Source organism: Marivirga aurantiaca, assembly GCF_016679925.1.
Classification (GTDB): domain Bacteria; phylum Bacteroidota; class Bacteroidia; order Cytophagales; family Cyclobacteriaceae; genus Marivirga; species Marivirga aurantiaca.
The window spans coordinates 375,387-396,272 of record NZ_JAEQBW010000002.1 but is presented as its reverse complement, the minus strand read 5'-3'; the positions used below and the strand labels follow the sequence as shown (position 1 = coordinate 396,272).

Annotated in this window: 21 protein-coding genes; 19 read left to right on the top strand and 2 right to left on the bottom strand. The window is 36.1% G+C overall.

The features are described from left to right. The first annotated feature begins 115 nt into the window (after positions 1-115). From JKA74_RS07145 to JKA74_RS07065, 17 genes are all read left to right on the top strand, one after another. Positions 116-2,074 (top strand): GAF domain-containing protein, encoded by a 1,959-nt coding sequence (locus JKA74_RS07145; protein ID WP_201430474.1) that lies wholly within the window; start codon positions 116-118, stop codon positions 2,072-2,074. 89 nt (positions 2,075-2,163) lie between these two features. Beyond that, a complete protein-coding gene (locus JKA74_RS07140; protein ID WP_201430473.1) occupies positions 2,164-3,762 on the top strand; it encodes an ATP-dependent DNA ligase in 1,599 nt (532 codons plus the stop codon). Beyond that, positions 3,755-6,199 carry a ligase-associated DNA damage response DEXH box helicase gene (locus tag JKA74_RS07135; RefSeq protein ID WP_201430472.1) on the top strand — a complete coding sequence of 815 codons (2,445 nt, stop codon included), beginning with the start codon at positions 3,755-3,757 and terminating at the stop codon, positions 6,197-6,199. The genes JKA74_RS07140 and JKA74_RS07135 overlap by 8 nt, the downstream gene beginning before the upstream one ends. Before the next feature lie 46 nt (positions 6,200-6,245). Next, complete coding sequence (locus JKA74_RS07130; RefSeq protein ID WP_201430471.1) at positions 6,246-6,677, top strand: DUF2147 domain-containing protein; 432 nt, start codon at positions 6,246-6,248, stop codon at positions 6,675-6,677. Positions 6,678-6,681: 4 nt separating this feature from the next. Next, complete coding sequence (pdeM, locus tag JKA74_RS07125) at positions 6,682-7,344, top strand: ligase-associated DNA damage response endonuclease PdeM (RefSeq protein WP_201430470.1); 663 nt, start codon at positions 6,682-6,684, stop codon at positions 7,342-7,344. 114 nt (positions 7,345-7,458) lie between these two features. Then, entirely contained in the window at positions 7,459-8,004 is a 546-nt protein-coding gene (locus JKA74_RS07120; RefSeq protein WP_201430469.1) for an RNA polymerase sigma factor, read from the top strand. A gap of 6 nt (positions 8,005-8,010) precedes the next feature. Next, entirely contained in the window at positions 8,011-8,928 is a 918-nt protein-coding gene (locus tag JKA74_RS07115; RefSeq protein WP_201430468.1) for an anti-sigma factor, read from the top strand. Between the two features lie 146 nt (positions 8,929-9,074). Further along, positions 9,075-9,971 (top strand): cell division protein FtsX, encoded by an 897-nt coding sequence (locus JKA74_RS07110; protein WP_201430467.1) that lies wholly within the window; start codon positions 9,075-9,077, stop codon positions 9,969-9,971. 9 nt (positions 9,972-9,980) lie between these two features. Continuing rightward, entirely contained in the window at positions 9,981-10,190 is a 210-nt protein-coding gene (locus JKA74_RS07105) for a DUF3098 domain-containing protein (protein WP_201430466.1), read from the top strand. A 2-nt stretch (positions 10,191-10,192) separates the two neighbouring features. Further along, positions 10,193-10,990 carry an undecaprenyl-diphosphate phosphatase gene (locus JKA74_RS07100; RefSeq protein WP_201430465.1) on the top strand — a complete coding sequence of 266 codons (798 nt, stop codon included), beginning with the start codon at positions 10,193-10,195 and terminating at the stop codon, positions 10,988-10,990. Next, entirely contained in the window at positions 10,987-11,676 is a 690-nt protein-coding gene (gene truB, locus JKA74_RS07095; RefSeq protein WP_201430464.1) for a tRNA pseudouridine(55) synthase TruB, read from the top strand. Before JKA74_RS07100 ends, truB begins: the two co-directional genes overlap by 4 nt. Then, positions 11,673-12,602 carry a bifunctional riboflavin kinase/FAD synthetase gene (locus JKA74_RS07090; RefSeq protein WP_201430463.1) on the top strand — a complete coding sequence of 310 codons (930 nt, stop codon included), beginning with the start codon at positions 11,673-11,675 and terminating at the stop codon, positions 12,600-12,602. The genes truB and JKA74_RS07090 overlap by 4 nt, the downstream gene beginning before the upstream one ends. Positions 12,603-12,623: 21 nt before the next feature. Beyond that, a complete protein-coding gene (locus tag JKA74_RS07085; protein WP_201430462.1) occupies positions 12,624-13,319 on the top strand; it encodes a CoA transferase subunit A in 696 nt (231 codons plus the stop codon). 3 nt (positions 13,320-13,322) lie between these two features. Continuing rightward, positions 13,323-13,985, top strand: a complete 663-nt coding sequence (locus tag JKA74_RS07080; RefSeq protein WP_201430461.1) for a 3-oxoacid CoA-transferase subunit B — start codon at positions 13,323-13,325, stop codon at positions 13,983-13,985. A gap of 9 nt (positions 13,986-13,994) precedes the next feature. Then, positions 13,995-14,801 carry a M48 family metalloprotease gene (locus JKA74_RS07075; RefSeq protein WP_201430460.1) on the top strand — a complete coding sequence of 269 codons (807 nt, stop codon included), beginning with the start codon at positions 13,995-13,997 and terminating at the stop codon, positions 14,799-14,801. 45 nt (positions 14,802-14,846) lie between these two features. Next, positions 14,847-15,188: a gliding motility protein GldC gene (gldC, locus tag JKA74_RS07070; RefSeq protein ID WP_201430459.1), complete on the top strand. Its 342-nt coding sequence runs from the start codon at positions 14,847-14,849 to the stop codon at positions 15,186-15,188. 138 nt (positions 15,189-15,326) lie between these two features. Beyond that, positions 15,327-17,891 carry a DUF3857 domain-containing protein gene (locus JKA74_RS07065; RefSeq protein WP_201430458.1) on the top strand — a complete coding sequence of 855 codons (2,565 nt, stop codon included), beginning with the start codon at positions 15,327-15,329 and terminating at the stop codon, positions 17,889-17,891. Here JKA74_RS07065 and JKA74_RS07060 read toward each other — a convergent pair. Continuing rightward, positions 17,881-18,588: a beta/alpha barrel domain-containing protein gene (locus JKA74_RS07060; protein WP_201430457.1), complete on the bottom strand. Its 708-nt coding sequence runs from the start codon at positions 18,586-18,588 to the stop codon at positions 17,881-17,883. The two genes, JKA74_RS07065 and JKA74_RS07060, sit on opposite strands and share 11 nt — an antisense overlap. A 191-nt stretch (positions 18,589-18,779) precedes the next feature. Beyond that, entirely contained in the window at positions 18,780-19,883 is a 1,104-nt protein-coding gene (locus JKA74_RS07055) for an esterase-like activity of phytase family protein (protein WP_201430456.1), read from the bottom strand. A gap of 215 nt (positions 19,884-20,098) precedes the next feature. On the opposite strand from JKA74_RS07055, the gene JKA74_RS07050 reads away from it, so the two are divergent. Next, on the top strand, positions 20,099-20,290 hold the full coding sequence (locus JKA74_RS07050) for a cold-shock protein (protein ID WP_188459854.1): 192 nt from the start codon (positions 20,099-20,101) through the stop codon (positions 20,288-20,290). A 133-nt stretch (positions 20,291-20,423) separates the two neighbouring features. After that, positions 20,424-20,879, top strand: a complete 456-nt coding sequence (gene msrB / locus JKA74_RS07045) for a peptide-methionine (R)-S-oxide reductase MsrB (RefSeq protein ID WP_201430455.1) — start codon at positions 20,424-20,426, stop codon at positions 20,877-20,879. Positions 20,880-20,886 lie beyond the last annotated feature (7 nt).

The window sequence follows — 20,886 nt, the reverse complement described above, 5'->3', positions numbered from 1 at the left end:
AAACCAATAATTTTTCAGAGGCTGTATCATGTAATTTGATACAGCCTTTTTTATTGTTTTTGCCAAAAATCATTTCTATTTTGCCACTGCAATTTTTATTAATAAAACTCAGATAATGACCAAAAACGATCCATCAAAAGAGAAATCCTTCCAAAAAAGAAAATTTTCATTATCAAGGTATATAAGAGTTGATTTCAAAACACTTCAGGGTAGAATTACAATAGGCTTTTTATTGATGGGCTTATTTTCCATTATTATGCTTTTAAGCAGTAATTGGGCATGGATTAATCAAGTAAACAAAGCTCGGAATTTAATCCATCTCAACAAAAACAGTAGTATAAAAGCCTCTGAAATCCAACAGCTGGTGGATCTTACTCATATTCTTTCTTTTAGGTATTTAACAACCAATGATGATTTTTTCAAAGGGGACGTAGAAAACAGATGGACAAACGACATCTATCCTACTCTGGAAAAATTAGACAGTCTGACTAAAAATATTAACAATGAAGAGGTTACAGTATATATTAAGAAGTTAAGGGAGCATCTCCCTAAAATAAGGTCAAAGCAACTTTCTGCCATTAACGATAGCCAAATAGAAGAATTGAATAATGAGCAATTAATTGAAGATATTATTCACCTTACCTTTTTAATTGATAGCATTAAGGAAGAATTAGCTGTATCAGAAACACAAACTTTGCGGGAACTAGAGAATGCGGAATCTAAAATCCCCATTTTTTTAGGCATTCAATTTATTATAGCTCTTGTGATTAGTACGCTAATAGCCCTTTATATCATTAGGTCAGTACTGCAACGGATTAAATTCCTTAAAGTGAAAATCCGTGAGATGTCAGAAGGTAATTTACCTGACGAAATGGAGCAGTCAAAAGATGAAATGAACTCAATCATTAAGGCGCTCAACGAGCTAGTTATTAATCTTCGGGGTATTACCAATTTTGCTGAAGAAGTAGGAAAAGGGCAATTCGATTCTGAAATAGCTGTATTTGACAATAAAGGTCATTTAGGGGAATCACTGGCTGAAATGAGAATCAAACTTCAAAATGTAGCTGAACAGGACAAAAAAAGAGATTGGTTCAATGCCGGTGTGGCTAAATTTGGAGATATCCTAAGAAAAAATAATGAAAGCATTGAAGTATTATCAGCCAGGCTCATAGGGGAATTGGTTAATTATGCCAATGCCAACCAGGGCTCACTTTTCATTGTCCATAAAGATGACAATAACAAAATCACCTTACAGTTAAAAGGAGCTTATGCCTATGAAAGACAAAAATTTATTCAAAAGGAATTAGAACCCGGGCAAGGGCTGGTAGGTCAATGTTATCTTGAAAAAGAGTATATATATCTATCGGAAATACCTGCCAACTATGTAGCCATTCGCTCAGGCTTAGGTGAGGCCACTCCTACGCACTTACTAGTAAGCCCAATGAAAATCAATGAAGATATTTTTGGTATTATTGAACTAGCTTCTTTCCATCCTTTTGAAGAGCATCATATTGAATTTATTGAAAAGGTAGGTGAAAACATTGCCTCTACTATTCAAGGTCTGAAAGTTTCGCTGGAGACCAAAAACCTGCTGGAAGAATCGCAAATGCGTGCGGAACAACTACAGGCACAGGAAGAGGAAATGCGCCAAAATGCAGAAGAACTGGAAGCCACACAAGAGGAAATGGAAAGGCAAAGTCGTGAGATGGGCGCATTTAACCTGGCCGTAAAAGAATCTGCTGTTTTTATTGAAATGGAAGAAGATGGTACTATTTCCAGTGTGAACAAAAAATTCGAGCAAGTATTAGGATACAATCCGGATCAAATTGTGGGCAAAAATCATTCATACATTTGGGCTAATAAAGAATTGGCCAATCAGGAATTTGACTCCCTTTTAAACGAAATCAATAAAGGGAATTCCGCACAAAAGTTGATTGAGTGCAGTAAAAAAAATGGCGACAGTATTAAGCTGTATGCGGATTATTTCCCGATTAAAGAGGAATCAGGGAAAGTCAGGAAAATCGAATGCTTGTGTTTTGAGTTGACAGGATTGATTCAGGATTTAAAGAGTTGAAGATAAAAAAACTTCCTTTCAATAAACATAGCATACGAAACATAATAAATGGCATTGAGTTCAATATTGTAAAATAGCGAACTACCATATTGAAAGATTTTGCCGAACTTATCACTTCCATAGATCAAAGCAACAAAACCAATGACAAGGTAGCTGCACTAAAAAGCTATTTTTCGGAAGCCAATGATGCTGATAAAATATGGGTGCTGGCCTTGTTTACCAATCGAAGACCCAAAAGAAAAATCAACAGCACTTTATTGAAAGACTGGGTCACTCAATGGGCAGCAATACCGAGTTGGCTTTTTCAGGAATCATATCATGTTGTGGGTGACCTGGCTGAAACTATCGCCTTGATACTGCCTTTTGACGAAACAAAAGCAACTATAGATAAACCACTTCATCATTATATTCATCAACTTATAGAAATTGGTGAGCTCTCCAATGAAGAAAAGGAAATCCAATTGAAAGAAATCTATGGAGAACTCAACACACAGGAGAGATTTGTATTTACAAAGTTAATGACGGGTTCATGGAGGTTGGGCGTCTCTCAAAATATTGTCACCAGAGCCATCAGTCAGGCTTATAATATTGACAAAACTATTATTGCACATCGATTGATGGGCAACTGGACACCTCAAAGCACCAGCTTTTCTGAATTGATATTGGAAGAACGAAAGGATGATTTAATTGCCCGCCCCTACCCTTTTTTCCTGGCTCACCCCGTAACTTATGAAGAAGTGAAAGAGTTGGGTCATCCAAAAGACTGGCAGGCTGAGTGGAAATGGGATGGCATTAGAGGGCAAATCATCAAAAGAAAAAATGAAGTTTTTATCTGGAGCCGTGGTGAGGAATTGGTGACAGAAAAATTTCCCGAATTAGTTGAAATGTCGGCAAACATTCCAAACGGAACAGTGCTGGATGGTGAGATCCTACCCTATCAAAATGGTGAACCATTGCCATTTGCGCTTTTACAAACACGAATTGGGAGGAAAAACCTCAGTAAAGCCATCTTAAAAAATGCTCCTGTAGTTTTTAAAGCTTACGACATCCTGGAATATCAATCGCAGGACATCCGGTCAAATAGCCTGCAAAACCGTAATTTGCTTTTAGAAGAAATAATTAGGGGAGTGAATCATCCCAATTTGCAACTATCAGCAGCAGAGAAATTTAATAATTGGGAGGAACTTGCCGAAACCCGCACAAAAGCAAGAAGTTTAAAAACTGAAGGTTTTATGCTGAAAAAGTTAGGCTCAGCTTATGAAGTTGGGCGCAAAAGAGGCGGTTGGTGGAAATGGAAAATTGATCCTCTAACCATTGATGGGGTGCTCATTTATGCGCAAAAAGGACACGGGCGAAGAGCAGATTTGTACTCTGACTATACTTTTGGTGTTTGGAGAGATAATGAACTGATCCCTTTTGCTAAAGCTTATTCAGGACTTACAGATGCTGAAATGAGAAAAGTGAATGCTTTTGTGAAAAATAATACCAAAGAAAGGTTTGGCCCTGTAAGGACTGTCACTCCCCAGCTGGTATTTGAAATAGCTTTTGAAGGAATTCAGGAATCTAAAAGACATAAATCCGGTATTGCATTACGCTTTCCGCGGATCAGCAGATGGCGGGAAGATAAAAAAATGGAAGCAGCTAATACCTTAGGTGATTTACAGGAACTGCTGGAAAAGTATGGATAAGCGCATTGGTTTAGGAAAAGACTGGTTTAAAAAGCAGGGATGGAAAGCATTTCCTTTTCAGGTAGAAACCTGGAACAGTTATTTATCAGGAAAATCAGGATTGCTTAATGCCCCTACAGGCAGTGGTAAAACCTATGCTTTATGGATCGCTTGCTTGTTATCCCATTATACACAGCAGAAGAAACTCCTAAGCCAACCAAAAAAAGGGCTCAAGTTTCTGTGGATTTTACCCTTAAGAGCATTGTCAAAAGATATTCAATCGGCCATGCAAGTCTCTGCGGATGATTTCGGTTTCAGTTGGCAAATAGAAACCCGCACAGGAGATACTTCCACCAAAGACCGGCAACGACAAAAAAAGAGTCCGCCAGACTGCCTGATCACCACCCCTGAAAGCCTTCACTTATTATTAAGCCAGAAAAACAGTTCTCAGTACTTTAAAAACCTTGAAGCCATCATTGTGGATGAATGGCATGAACTTTTGGGAAGCAAACGTGGTGTGCAGGTAGAACTGGCATTAGCTGTTTTAAAAGATTTGGCAGTATCAAAATTGAGAATTTGGGCTATCTCCGCCACCATAGGTAATTTGGAAGAGGCCCGTGATGTACTTTTAGGCAAAGATGCCAAAGAAGGTGACTTTATTAGATCAGACATTGAAAAATTGATACAAATAGAATCAATTTTACCTGATGAGGTGGAAAATTATCCATGGGCAGGCCATTTAGGTATTAAACTGATTGATAAAGTACTACCGATTATTCATCAGAATAAAACCACCTTAATTTTTACGAACACACGTTCTCAAACCGAAATCTGGTATCAGAAACTACTGGAAAAATCGCCTGATCTGGCTGGAGCAATAGCCATGCATCATGGTTCTTTAAGTAATCACATCAGAATATGGGTGGAAGAAGCCTTACATTCCGGCATTATTAAAGTGGTGGTTTGTACTTCCAGTTTAGATTTGGGAGTGGATTTCAGGCCAGTAGATACTATTATTCAGGTGGGAAGCCCAAAAGGCATTTCACGCTTTGCACAAAGGGCTGGCAGAAGCGGGCACAGGCCTGGTGAGAAGAGTAGAATTTACTTTCTACCCACCCATTCTTTGGAATTAATTGAAGGTGCTGCTTTGAGGCAAGCCATATCAGAAAAGAATTTCGAAGCAAGGATTCCGGTTCAGAAAGCATTTGATGTGCTACTCCAATTCATGATTACACTAGCTGTTGGTGAAGGCTTCAATCCGGAAAAACTCTTGAGTCAAATAAAATCAACTTATTGCTTTCGAGATATTACTGAGGAAGAGTGGCAATGGATACTTAATTTTATTCAGTTTGGAGGTAAAAGTCTCTCGGCCTATGATGAATACCACAAAGTAGTGCAGGAAGAGAGCCTGCTAAAAGTGGTGAATAAAAAGATTGCGATGCGCCACAGGTTATCCATTGGCACTATTGTGGGTGATCAGCTTTTAAACATAAAATATATTAAAGGAGGCTATATAGGTACTGTTGAAGAGAATTTCATCAGCAGATTAAAACCGGGAGATGTTTTCTGGTTTTCCGGCAGAAACCTGGAATATGTTCGGTTGAAAGACATGACTGTACAGGTGAAGCTAAGCAAGAAAAAAACAGGTTTAGTGCCAAAGTGGATGGGTGGAAGAATGCCACTCTCTTCTCAGTTATCATTTTATATTCGTCAAAAATTAGATGATTTTACAAAAGGAATAATTCGGGATATTGAACTCGAAAAAATCTCACCCCTGATAAACAGACAAAAAAAGTTTTCTATTATTCCTGCCCAAAATGAACTCCTGATAGAAACTGTTAGCTCGAAAGAAGGTTTTCATATTTTTATTTTCCCATTTGAAGGTCGGTTTATCCATGAAGTATTAGCCAGCTTAGTAGCCTACCGAATCAGTATCTCACAACCCATTTCGTTTTCCATAGCCATGAATGATTACGGTCTTGAGCTTCTAACAGATGAAGTAATAGATATGGAAGAGGCTCTTTCATTGGATTTATTTTCAGCTGTTAACCTGGAAGAAGATATCTTGAGAGGAATAAATGAGACAGAAATGGCCAAAAGAAAATTTCGTGATATCGCAGCCATTTCCGGCTTAATTTTTAAAGGATTCCCGGGGAAAAATGTTAAAGACAAGCACCTCCAAGCTTCATCATCCATTATGTTCGGGGTTTTCACAGAGTATGAACCTGAGAATTTACTTTTAAAGCAAGCCCATGAAGAAGTAATTCAACATCAACTGGAAAAAGAAAGACTTGAGAAAGCTATTGCCAGAATAAATCAACAAAAAATAATTCTTAAAAAACTTGCACAGCCCTCTCCTTTTTCATTTCCGATTATGGTGGATAGGTTAAGGGAAAAATTTTCAACAGAAACTTTGGAAGAAAGAGTAGCAAAAATTCAATTACAGCTAGAAAGTTAATATTTTTAATTTTACATTTGAAATCAACATTAACAGAAATCGAAAGATGAAAAAAATTATTGTTCTATTAATATTCGTAAGCATTCAGTTCAATTTATCAGCCCAGTCCGATATTTTTGGCAAGTGGAAAACCATTGATGATGAGACCGGAAAGGTAAAAAGCATTGTAGAAATTTATAAGAAGGATGGCAAGGCATATGGGAAAATAGTGAAGCTTTTCAGAGGGCCTGATGAAGAGCAGGATCCTATTTGCGATTTATGTCCAGGGGATAGAAAAAACAAGAAAATAATAGGACTGGAGATCATTAGAGGTATGGAATATGACAAAAGCGATAATGAATGGGAAGACGGTACCATCCTGGATCCTAAAAATGGAAAAACTTACGACTGCCTGATCTATAAGGAAGGAGATGAATTGAAAGTAAGAGGGTATATTGCCTTTTTCTACAGAACTCAAACCTGGAAGAAGGTAGATTAAGGTTTTGCAAATCAATATCCTAAATGAACCATTTTTATTAACAGCTGACAAAGTTGTTTTTTGGGAAAAAGAATCCATCCTTTTTATAGCAGATGTTCATTTGGGTAAAACCTCGCATTTCAGAAAAGCCGGAATAGCAGTACCCAACGAACTCATTTCTGCTGAGATGGGTAGAATTAAAGAGCTTATTAGCAAATATCACCCAAAGAGAATCTTCTTTTTGGGTGATTTATTTCATAGCCACATCAATGTAGAGTGGGAAATGTTCAAGGATTTCCTAAGAGAGTTTGCATCCATAGAATTTATTCTTATCAAAGGAAACCATGATATTCTTCCTGACACCAATTATCAACTCCCTAACTTCAAATGTAAAGAAGAGCCCTTCCTGTTTAAATCCTTGCTCTTATCTCATCATCCTTTACCTCAGGAAGCAATAGTAAATTGTGGAAATGTAATAAATTTTGCCGGGCATGTGCATCCGGGAATAAGTATAAAAGGAAAAGGAAGAACTTCTCTAAACATGGCATGTTATCACCTGAAACAAAAGCAACTTATACTCCCTGCCTTTGGCCGGTTTACAGGACTTACTATTCAGAAATTCTCTCAAAACGATCATTATTATGGTGTTACCAACAGCAAAGTGGTTTTAGTAAAACAGAAAAATTAAAGAATACCTTACACCTTTAGTTCCTAAAAACCTGCATGTCAATATTTTTTACTATTTTTATAATATAACTTAAATTTGCAAGGGTTACTTATTTAAGTTCTATAGTATATACTCATGAAGCTAAGCGATGCGGTCATCATTGAAAGAATTAAAGCAGGCGATGAGTCAGCTTTAGATTATCTGTATAAGAAAAATTACAGAATGATGGTCAGCATGATTTTAAGAAACAATGGTTCAGAGCAAGAGGCTTTGGATGTTTTTCAAGATGCTTTGATTGTTTTTTGGCAAAAAGCTAAAAGTGAAGAATTTAAATTATCTTCCAAAATAAGCACTTACTTATTCAGTGTCTGCCAAAATCTTTGGAGAAAAGAATTGGACAGAAAAAGAAAATTTGAGGAAAGCGACAAAGAAGATAGTGAGGAAAACAACTTTGAGCAGCAAGAAATGATTAAGATTATCCATGAATGCATTAATGAACTGGGAGATTCCTGTAAGCAGATATTAACCTATCATTATTTTGACGGCATGTCAATGGATAAAATAGCTGAAAAAATGGGCTTAGCCAATAGTGATACTGCTAAAACAAAAAGATATAAATGTAAAAAAAGACTGGATGATTTGATTAGATCAAGATACACAGCCAGTGATTTTTTAGACTGATAAATTATGAGTGAAACCAATTATTTTCGCTTGATAGACGCTTATTTCGATGGTTCGATTAGACCAGAGCAAAAGGTGATGCTTGAAAACAAAATTCAAACAGACCCTTTGTTAAAGGCCGAGTTCGAACTCCAGAAAAATATAATTAACGGAATCAGTCAGGTTCGTACCCAACAACTTAAATCCAGATTATCGGCAATAGACGTAAGCGGATCGGGCAGTATGTTGTTAGGGTCAGGCGTAAAATGGTTAGCAGGCACTTTAACAATAGCCTCTTTCTTAAGTGTATGGCTTTATTGGTACATGAGTGATACTTCTACCTATGAGCAACTAAATATTGAACTAAGCGATAAAATCAATTGGAAAGACCAATCAATTGATATGGAGGTTCCTAAAGCAATTAATCAATTTGCTGAAAATGATCCATTCCAATCTAAAGAATCAAATCCAAAACAAAAGGAAAGATTTGTTAATAACTTAGCACCAAATCCAACCTCCAGAAATGTAAAAACCACTACTCAAAAGGATGAATCAGCCAAGGCCAAACCGCAGTCCTTGCTTACTTTCCAGGATGATAATTTGTTCCATCCATCAAATGAAAAGGAATTTAACAAATCGATAGATAATACTTTAAGTAAAGATATCACCTCAGAAACAGAGATTATTTTTCACAATGAGCCGGATGTAAAAGAGAAGTATCATTACAAATACTTCAACAATAAACTATACCTCTATGGTGATTTCCAAAACGAACCTTACGAAATTATCGAACTTCATAGTCAGGGCAAAAAACAATTGTTCCTGAGTTATCAGGATTCCATCTATATCATTAATGACAATGTAACTAACATTACCTCACTAGAAAAGGTTAAAGATGAAATGTTAATATTGGAACTGGAGCTTATAATGAATGAAGAAAAGTAAGAAGGCTTCCTTTTCGTTCAAAAAAAATAAACCTGTCATGTTAAAATAATTATTCAGGCTTTCTGTTGAAAAATGGAAAGCCTTTTATTTTATCTTCAAATAAATAAGCGAAGCGTAAATAAATTACTATTTTTGAACTTCGTAATATGAGCAGAGAGAAAAAATACAGAAAAAAGAAGAAACTGGGAAACTATCCCTTTCTTAGCGTCATCTTTAGCATGACTCTGGCATTATTTGTCCTGGGTCTATTTGCTTTGTTGCTTTCTACCACCAATTCACTCACACAAGTGATTCGTAAAAATGTGGAAATGCAGGTATACCTCAATTCAGGTCTTTCAGAGCCTGAAATCGCCAGAGTGAATAAATCATTGTCCTCCAGGGAGTTTGTACTTAAAACTGAACAAGGTCCAGCTATTAATTTCATTTCCAAAGAAACCGCTGCTGAAGAATTTATTGAAGAGACAGGAGAAGATTTTCTTAAATTCCTGGGTGACAACCCTTTAAAGGATGCGTATGTTATTAAGATCAATCCTGACTTTCATTCCAATGAAGCCATGGAAGAAATTAAAAATGAAATTGAAAAGATGAATGGTGTTTTTGAAGTAGTATACACCAACAACATGATTCAAAGCATTAATGAAAATATTACCAAAATAAGCCTTGTATTGTTAGGCGTGGCCATCATATTATTTCTAGTGATTGGTATTTTAATTAATAACACGATTAAATTAGCTTTATTTTCACAACGATTTCTTATCAGAAGTATGCAGTTGGTTGGTGCAACAAAGGTCTTTATCCGAAAACCATTTATTTACAGATCAATTATGCACGGCTTCATAGCCGGCACCTTATCATCAGTAGCTTTATATGCCCTCTTAGTATACGGAAACACCAAGATTGACGGTTTAACCTCATTACAAAATCGGGAAATATTATTGGCCATTTTCATCAGTTTAATCATTATTGGTATTTTCATAGCAGTTTTCAGTACATGGCGGGCTATGCAAAAATATTTGGCCATGTCATTAGACGAATTGTATTAAATAAAAATTATGTCAGAAAAAAGTAAGTTAGCATTTGGTAGAACCAACTACATATTAATGATTGCAGGTATTTTGACCTTAACCATTGGATTTATAGTGATGACCTTAGACAAGGAACAATATGGCTTTGGTTTTTTAGGTTTAACCCTGGGGCCAATTATCGTGATGGCAGGCTTTATTATGGAAATAGTTGCAATCCTTATCAAGCCTAAAAAATAACCATGAATTTATTAGAGGCTATTATCCTTGGAATTATTCAAGGATTAACAGAATTTCTGCCTGTTAGTAGTAGTGGGCATTTGGAAATAGGAAATGTACTTTTAAACATTCAAACTACTGATAACCTTCTATTTTCCATTGTTGTACATGCTGCAACAGCTCTTTCCACCATTGTAGTATTCCGAAAAGATTTAGCATCTCTTATTAAAGATCTTTTCAAATTTGAATGGAACGAATCTGTTGATTTTGTTTTAAAAATCATCATTTCAATGATTCCGATAGGAATCATTGGTCTATTATTTGAAAAACAAATAGAAAGTTTTTTTACTGGCAATCTACTCCTGGTAGGTTCAATGCTCATTTTTACTGCTATTCTATTAGCCTTCACATATTTGGTAAGGCATAAAGAAGGCACTGCCGTTAAATACTGGCAGGCAATAGTAATAGGAGTTGCACAGGCCATTGCTATTTTACCGGGAATCTCAAGGTCAGGAGCCACTATTGCAACGGCCTTATTGCTTGGAGTAAATAAAGCTAAAGCTGCAAGATTTTCGTTTCTAATGGTTTTAGTACCAATTTTAGGTGCTTCCTTGTTAAAGCTAAAAGATTATATTGAACAACCTGTGGTAGAAAATCAAACTGCTGGTATTGTATTGATAATGGGCTTTGTAATGGCATTTTTTGCAGGACTCGTAGCTTGTAAATTGATGATTAATATAGTGAAAAAAGGTAAGCTGATCTATTTTGCTATTTACTGTGCTATTATTGGTACAATAGCCATATTCAGTCAGTTAATATGAATGAAAATAGAAACGATATCAAACAAGAAGGGAAAGTAATTCTCATAGACAAACCCTTGAACTGGACCTCTTTTGATGTAGTAAAGAAATTAAAGTTTGCCTTAAAAGTAAAAAAAATAGGCCATGCCGGCACATTAGATCCACTAGCTACAGGTTTGTTGATATTATGTACCGGAAAAATGACCAAATCCATAGAAAAATTTCAGGCGCAAAAAAAAGAATATACCGGAGATTTCACATTAGGCCATATTACAGCATCTTACGATCTGGAAACAGAGCCTGAATTTAAAAAAGAAATTACAGGTATTACAAAAGAGCAATGTATAGAGGTCGCCAATAGTTTCTTAGGAGAGATCACACAAACCCCTCCTATCTTTTCTGCCGTTAAAAAAGATGGCAAACGCGCTTATGAATTAGCCCGGGCAGGGGAAAAGTTTGAATTGAAATCCAAACAAGTACATATTGAAGCATTTGAAATCACTGATTTCGATCCACCTAAAATCTCCTTCAGAATTGTGTGTTCAAAAGGAACCTACATTAGAAGTATGGCCAATGATTTCGGGGAGAAACTCGGGGTTGGAGCTTATTTATCTTCCCTGAGAAGAACAAAAATCGGGGAGTTTTCTGTAGATGATGCTGAAAATCTCATGAAGTTGGTAGAGAAACAAAAAAAAGAGAATGTATGATCATTCATGATGGTATTCAATCTTTAAAAGGCATAAAGAATGCAGTAGTCACTATTGGAACTTTTGATGGTGTACATTTAGGCCATCAGGAAATCCTGAGAAGAATTATTGAGTTGGCCAAGCAAAATAATGGTGAAACTGCCCTGGTAACCTTTTGGCCACACCCCCGCTTCGTTTTGAAACCTGAAGATAATTCTCTAAAATTACTCTCTACTTTTGAAGAAAAAGCAGCCATTTTAAGATCTATAGGGATTGATCATTTGATTAAAATCACTTTTACAAAAGAATTTTCCCAATGGAGTTCTGAGAAATTCATACAGGAAGTCATCATATCCGCCCTCCATACCCAAAAACTTGTAATAGGTTATGACCATCATTTTGGTAAAGACAGAGAAGGTAGCTTTGAGCATTTGAAAGAGCATTCGTCCCGCTATGGTTTTACTGTGGAGGAAATTCCACGGCAGGATATTGAAGATGTGGGCATTAGTTCAACTAAAATCAGAAAAGCCATAGATGCCGGAGAAGTAGAAAAAGCTGCTGATTTCTTAGGAAGGCCTTATGAAGTAATTGGTACTGTTATCCCGGGAGATAAAATAGGAAGAACCCTTGGCTTTCCCACAGCCAATATCAGTACAGATGCCCCTTACAAACTTATTCCTGCCGATGGTACCTATGCAGTGAAAGTTATGTTGAGAAAAAAAACATATCAGGCAATGCTGAACATTGGAGTGAGACCTACCGTAGATGGAAAGGAAAAAAGAATGGAAGCTCACCTTTTCGAATTCGATCAAAGCATTTATGATGAAAAAGTAACTGTTCTCTTTGTACAGAAATTAAGGGAGGAACAGAAGTTTGAATCCAAAGAAGCTTTAACCATGCAATTGGCAAAGGATAAAGAATTGGCAATTAAGATTTTGAATGATTAATTTTTCAACAAAAACACTATCATGATTGATAAAAGAGTTAAAAATGCTGAAGAAGCTGTAAAAGATATTCCTGACAATGCTGTGCTCATGTTAGGAGGCTTTGGTTTATGTGGCATTCCGGAAAATGCCATCCAGGCACTCCTTCAAACAGGAGTAAAAGGACTCACTTGTATCTCAAATAATGCCGGAGTTGATGATTTTGGTATTGGATTACTATTAAAAACCAGGCAGGTAAAAAAAATGATCTCCTCTTATGTGGGAGAAAATGCGGAATTTGAAAGACAATTACTCCAGGGAGAATTGGAGGTTGACTTAATACCACAAGGCACTTTAGCAGAAAGAGTAAGGGCCGGTGGGGCCGGAATACCAGCATTCTTCACCCCTGCCGGCTACGGAACAGAAGTAGCCGAAGGCAAGGAAACGCGCGAGTTTGAAGGTAAAATGTATTTAATGGAAGAGTGGCTCAGGGCCGATTTTTCATTGGTAAAAGCCTGGAAGGGTGATACTGCAGGAAATCTGATTTTCAAAGGTACTGCCAGAAATTTCAACCCGATGATGGCTGCTGCCGGTAAAATCACCATTGCGGAAGTGGAAGAGTTGGTACCTGCGGGCGAGCTTGACCCTAATGAAATTCACACACCCGGCATATATGTGCAACGCATTTTTCAGGGGGTAAATTATGAAAAAAGAATTGAGCAAAGAACTGTAAGATCATAAGCTATGTCATTAGATAAAATAGGAATTGCTAAAAGAATAGCACAGGAGATAGAAGATGGAATGTACATCAATTTAGGGATTGGTATCCCCACATTGGTGGCAAATTACATTCCTGATGAACTAAATGTAGTGTTACAATCGGAAAACGGACTACTGGGCATTGGCTCTTTTCCCACAGAGGAAAATGTCGATGCTGATTTGATTAATGCGGGAAAGCAAACCATTACTATGCGTCCGGGTTCAGTTTTATTTAATTCATCTGAAAGCTTCGGCATGATTAGAGGAGGCCATGTTGATTTGACTATTCTGGGTGCCATGGAAGTTTCTGAAAATGGTGATATAGCCAATTGGAAGATTCCGGGCAAGATGGTGAAAGGCATGGGTGGTGCAATGGACCTTGTGGCATCTGCCAAGAATATCATTGTAGCTATGCAACATACCAGTCGGGATGGTGAATCCAAACTATTAAAAAAATGTAGCTTGCCCATTACCGGTCTTCAATGTGTGAAAAAAATTATTACTGATCTAGCTGTGATTGAAGTGAGACAAGGTGGTGGATTTCAATTACTGGAAAGGGCTCCGGGGGTAAGTGTTGAAGAAATCAAAAATGCCACAGAAGGCGAATTGCACATTGATGGAGATATTCCTGAAATGAAAATAAATTAAATCCTATAAATGAAAAAACTGAATAGTATTATTATAGCTGCACTACTGATTGTAGGAGTTAGCTGTAAAGACAAGAATGATAATTTTGTCTTTTTCTCAATATCACAAGATGTAGAATTAGGTGCTCAGGTAGCCGAAGAAATAAGCAATGATCCTGATCAGTTCCCCATATTGGACGAAACTGAATATGCTGAAGCCTATCAATACTTAAACAATCTGTTAGATGAGATTTTAAATTCAGGTGAAGTTCAATACAAAGAAGAATTTGCATGGGAAATTAAAATAATTGCTAATGACACTGTTTTAAATGCATTTGCCACTCCCGGAGGGTATCTTTATGTTTATACTGGATTAATTAAATATTTGGATCAGGAAGATGATTTTATGGGCGTATTAGGCCATGAAGTAGCACATGCAGATTTGAGACACACTAGTAGAAATCTTCAGAAACAATATGGCATCCAGGTTTTATTAAATGTGCTGATAGGTGATGATCCGTCACAGTTAGAAGAAATTGCAGGGCAGATAGCAGGCACAGCTGCGGGTTTAAGCTTCTCCCGAGCATTTGAATCGGAAGCGGATGACCGTTCAGTGGAATATTTAGCTGAAACTCCCTATGCCTGCAATGGTGCCTATTCATTTTTTCAGAAATTAATAGATGCTGGCCAAACAGGTGGAACTCCGGAGTTTTTAAGTACTCATCCGGATCCTGAAGACAGGGTAGCTGACATCAATGAAAAAGCAGTTGAAATGGGTTGTGACACAACTCCTTTGGCTCCTGCCAGCTATGAAGATTTTAAATTGATGCTTCCTTAACATGAAGCAAAACAGATTCAATTAATAACAATACAAACAATAAGAATGAAGAAATCATCCATCAATTTCGAAGTAGAACTGGATAAGGACAATGTTCCTGAAAAAATACAATGGAATGCGACTGATTCAGGTGACGATAACCTGAAAGAAACTAACAGCATCAGTATTTCCCTTTGGGACCATCAGCAAAAGAATTCAATGCGTATAGATCTCTGGACAAAAGAGATGCCCGTAGATGAAATGAAAAGATTCTATATAGATTGCCTGGGAGGAATGGCTCAAAGTGTTCTCAATTCCACAGGAGATGAATTTATGTCACAGCAAATGAACGAGCTTTGTGATAAATTGGTAAAGCATGTAGAAGAAGAATTGAAGAATCAGAAGTAAAACAAAGAAAGGGAGACTGTTTATTCCCTCCCTTTTTTCCGTTTCTCATCTCATTAATTCACTATTCCTCCTTTATTATTTTTTGATTATCTATAATACATTATTCTAAAAGTAGTATTTTGCAATCAAAAAAAATTAATGCGCTTATTTCTATTTAGTTTTTTCCTATTTATTTATTCCTCTCAATTATTTAGTCAAGAAATAAAAATTGGTAAAAGACCTGCTTGGACTACTCCTATTAATTGGATAGATGACAGTGAAAAACCATACACCTCAAAAGATCTTCACTATTTGCTTACTAGTGAACAATACAACATAGAAAAAAAAGAAGAATACAATAAAATTGTTTATAAAATCCTCAATTCAAATGGCGTTTCTGAAGGAGCATCTGTTCAGATACTATTTGACCCTCTATATCAGGAAGTTTTCATTCATCACATAAGAAAAATCAGGAGTGGAGAGAAACCTATTACCCTCACACCAGACTTTCTTGTTTTACAAAGAGAGGGAAATGCTGAAAGAAATGTTTATGATGGCACCAACACAGCCATCATGAACCTTAAAGATGTGAGAGTGGATGATATAATAGAAATTGAATATAGCATTCGCGGACAAAACCCTCTTTATGAAGGACTTTTTAGCAAAGCTTACAACTTAGCCAGCTATTATTCCATTGCTCATCAAAACATAAGGATTCTGGGAAAAAAAGATACCAAATTAAGGATTTATTCCCCTTATAGCACACAATACTCCCCCATTTATAAAGATAGAAATGTCATTTATGATATTAATATAAAACAAACCGAGGGAGTTAAATATGATGACCAGGCTCCCTCCTGGTTTAATTTCTCTAATTTTGTCATTTTTACAGAATTCGATAAAACGAAATTTTCGAATTGGATCACAAAATTATTCTCAATCAGTTCCAGGGAATATAATTCTGCTGCTCAAAAGGCTCAGGAACTGACAGGACATATAGAAAACGAGAGAACTAAAATTGAGATCCTCATAAATTTTGTACAGGATGAAATTCGCTATCTTTCTCTTTCTACAGGAATTGGGGCTTACAAACCACGGGGACCGTCTGATGTATTGAAAGATAGGTTTGGTGATTGCAAAGACAAATCACTGCTGCTTTCAACCATGCTCAATAGCATAGGTGTAAATGCTTTTCCTGTATTAGTAAACAGTTATAAAGGCCAATATATAACGGATTACCCCCTTACTCCTCAAATATTTGATCATTGTGTAGTTAAGCTAGAAAAAGATAATCAGTCTTTCTGGGTTGACCCTACCATTAATAATCAAGAAGGTTCTTTGTCAAAGCTTTATTTCCCTAATTATGGTGCAGGTTTTATCATTACTGATACCACTCAAAAAATGGTGGAGATTCCATTTCTGAATCATTCAAGAACAGAAATTACACATAATTATTATTTGAGAGGAAGTAACGATCCCGTAGAATTTGAAGTAGAAACTGAGTACTATGGAAAGAATGCAGATCAACAACGGGAATATTTTGAGAATGCAGATATCAGTGATATTGAAAATAATTACCTGGAGCATTATGAAAGGTTTAACTATGAAGTAGTCCTGAGCGAAGAGATTAAAACCAAGAGTTATGACGAAACCAACATGTATAGAGTTTCCGAGAACTATAGAATCAATAATTTCTGGGTTAATAGTGAGAAACAACCCATCCGGGAAAAACCAATTTATGCGGAGATCATTTTTGATAACATGATCTGGGACTTTCAAAAAAGGAGAAACTCGCCCCTTGCACTCAACTACCCCACTGAAATCATACAAAGGATTTATATTCATATGCCAACTAAGATTAATGTCCCTTCAGATTGGCAGGAAATTAAAAATGATTTTTTTCAATTCAGTAGGTCTCTCAACTACCAAAATAACATTATTACCTTTACTTGCAAGTTTAAAATACTTTCTGACCATGTGCCTCTACAGCAAATCGATCTATACAAAAATGATATAGAAAAAGCTTCTAATTTGGTGGGGATTGAAGTTTATCCACCTGCAAAAAGCAGTTATAAGGAAGCTACTTATCCGCAATTTAATTGGTTCTTTTTAATAGGAGGGGTAATAATATTTGGGGTATTTACTTACCTTGCCATTTTGCTTAACAAGAAATATGATCCTCCATCAAAACATTACAAGTATAGATACGAAAAAATTGAGGGCATACTATGGCTTGTATTTATTGGTTTATTAATAGCACCAATAATCACTATATCAAACTTATTTAATGGAGTTTATTTTGATAATTCTATATGGATGTCACTAATTATGCCTGATTCTTTACGCTTTAACCCAATTGTGGCTTTTATTATAATGATTGATTATGTGATTGTTATTTTTCATTTAGTATTCTGCGGATTAATAATAATTCAATTTCTAAAGAAAAGAAGCAGTTTAAGAATCCTCATCACAGTATTATACGCATTCAACTTATCGTACGCTATGCTGTTAATTATTATGCAGGAAATAATTGGTTTAGGTGTTAATACGGATCCTTACCTTGGATTTCTAAAGGCGCTAATTGCTGCTGCTATTTGGATTCCATTTTTTCAAATTTCCAATAGAGCCAAAGAAACGTTTGTTTATCAAAGAATGCCAAAGAATGCTGAGTCAGATCAAAATTTCCCTATGTTTCCTAACCGGAATAAAGATTTTACTTCTTAAATCCTTTAGAAAAATCTATAGCTTCCCCCGCCCTGTGGGCACGCATAATACGCCTTAAAAGTTCTGCTGAAGAAGGGGGTGTGTAAGTAATGGCATTGGCTCCGGCAGCTATTGTTTCCATTATCCTGTCATCATTTCTACCTCCGGTAGCTATAATGGGAATTAATTCATAGGCTTTACGAATCTCTTTTATGATTTTTGAGGTTTCCTTTCCTCCACTCACATTGATAATATCCACACCTGCATCAATTTTAGGCTGTAAAGGTTCATCAATAGAACTGATGGTCCATATAATAGGAATCTCGATGTGTTTTTTTAATTGTTCAATCACCTTGTTTTCAGTAGGTTGGTTAACTACCACACCTGAGGCTCCTTGAAATTCCGCATCCCGGGCAATGCTTAAAACACGGTTTCCACCGGTAAGCCCACCCCCTACTCCACAAAATATAGGTGCATCTGCCGCTACAATTAAAGCTTGTGTAATAGCTGGTTGTGGAGTAAATGGGTAAACAGAGAAAATCGCATCTGCATTATTATTTCTTATAATAGCTACATCAGTGGAAAATATAAAGGACTTTAACGTTCTCCCAAATATGTTAATACCACTAGCCTCATTTATCTCCTCAGGAATGTAGATAATTTTACTGCGTAAATCGTTCTTTATTTCAGGAATAAAATTGTCGTCTTCAGTACCCATGTGAAATCTTTGTGTTCAAAAAACACTGGTTAATTCAATTATAAAGCTACGGAAAACATAACAGATCAAAAATTTTAACATGAATTAGTTTATGAATTCCGTTCTTCATTAAACGCAATAGTATTATCATACAGGTGAAAATAAAACCTAAATGATTACAACACAAAAAGGAAATATATTGCTTTAAAACATTATAATCCTTCAATGGCAAATAACCACAACTGTGTTTGTTGGCCTTCATTGAAGTTGTTATCAGAAACACAAATTAAGCTCTTGCGACCATCAGGAAAATCCTTCCCAAATCCCATACCCTCAATGTTATCTATTCTCTTTCCATAATCAGAGAAGTCTATCAGGGTCTCTTTTTCCACAGCTACATAATTCCCATCCATTAGCGAATCAATAGCAGAAACATCTGTAGCTTCTTCCAAACTCACATTAAAGATTTTTACAAAGTTACCTACCCCCTTTATGTATGACCGTTCCATCACCAATAATTTATTTGTATCCAATACCAGTAATTCTACTACGGAATTAATATTAAAGCCATCTTCAGGAATAGGTTTCGCTTGCACAGCTTCAATCATGTATGCATATTGTGCTAATGGCTGGTTATTCTTAATATCAAATTTAGATAAACGAACCGGAGAAACTGTTTGCCAAAATTGAGGAACTTCCCCATCTTCAATCAATGGAAGTTCATTTACAAACCAAAGTATACTATCATTTTCAAAAGCCAGGCTTTCAAAAGCCCCATTGTCCCTGAGCCCCCTGCTCTCATTATAAAAATCAAATCTTTTGGGAACATTATATTCTTTCAGAAAATTACCCAAAGTATCCATCTCTCTAACAAAAGGTGATGTAGTTCCATCCATTCTTCCACCCTCGCTACTGTAAAAAAGTGTTGCTGACCGAGGATTAAAACGAATAGCTTCAGGATCCAATGTATTGAACGTATAGGATTCACCATTCCTATCCTTCAAAAAAACTGTTTTAGTGAAAAGTACTGTATCAATTCCATTCAAGTCATACTCAATCTCGGCTTCATAAAATCGGGCCGGGGAATATTCTGACCTGTCATCAGAAATAATATACCATTTCCCATTTGGTGATGATTCAATAGAGGATAGTCCTCCTACCCATGTTTGATCAATTTCATATTCAAAAGGAATTATATATTGATCAATAAATTCAACTTTTATATCTGAATTATCAGCGACTTTTGTATCGGGAATACAACTTTGGAGCAATAATAAAGTGACAGGTAAAAAAGAAGTGAAATAATATTTAATCATTTTTTTTGCTATTGGTCGCACAAAATTGCTCCATTCTATGAAAAAACCACTCAAAAGGTAAAAAAAATAACTGTTTTTTTTTGTCACTGAAGCAAACCCAAATTGCATGTTGTCACAGTTTTAAAAAAAACTTTAATTAAATGCAAAATAATTATAGGTTTATTGTGCGGATACAATAAAAGACTTACCTTTGGAGAAATATTAAAAATATAATAATGAATAAAGGAACAGTAAAATTCTTCAACGATTCAAAAGGTTTTGGATTTATCGTTGATGAAGCAACACAAAAAGAGTATTTCGTACACGTATCAGGTCTTATTGACGACATCAGAGAAAATGACGATGTAGTTTACGAATTACAAGATGGCAAAAAAGGTTTAAATGCAGTGAATGTGAAATTAGCTTAATTGATAAATAATACATTTTAGATCATTTAATGAATGAAGCTTCTCTTTTAGGGAAGCTTTTTTTTTGCCCCTACTTTACAAACCCATCAGAACCAATTGCCCGTATATCTGTTATTATTAAAAACCAAGAAAAATGACCAACTGGAATGATGTGATAAAATGGGCTAATAACGGAAGCCCCCAACCCCCTAAGCGAGTAGAAAAAACTGATGCAGAGTGGAAACAAGAATTAAGTCCGGAACAATATCAGATTGCCAGAAAAAAAGGAACTGAAAGAGCTTACACCGGTGAATATTGCGAAGCACACACTCCGGGAAAATATGCCTGCATTTGTTGTGGTACTATTTTATTTGATTCAAAACTACAGTTCAAATCAGGGTCAGGCTGGCCAAGTTTCACTGAACCCTATGCCGACAATGTTATTAAGCATGAAAAAGATTCCAGTTTCGGTATGGTGCGAGTGGAAGCAATGTGCAATGTTTGCGATGCCCATTTAGGACATGTTTTTCCTGACGGGCCGGAACCTACAGGCTTAAGATACTGTATAAACTCAGCTTCTATCAAATTGGTAGAGGAGAGAAAAAGCTGATTTTCTT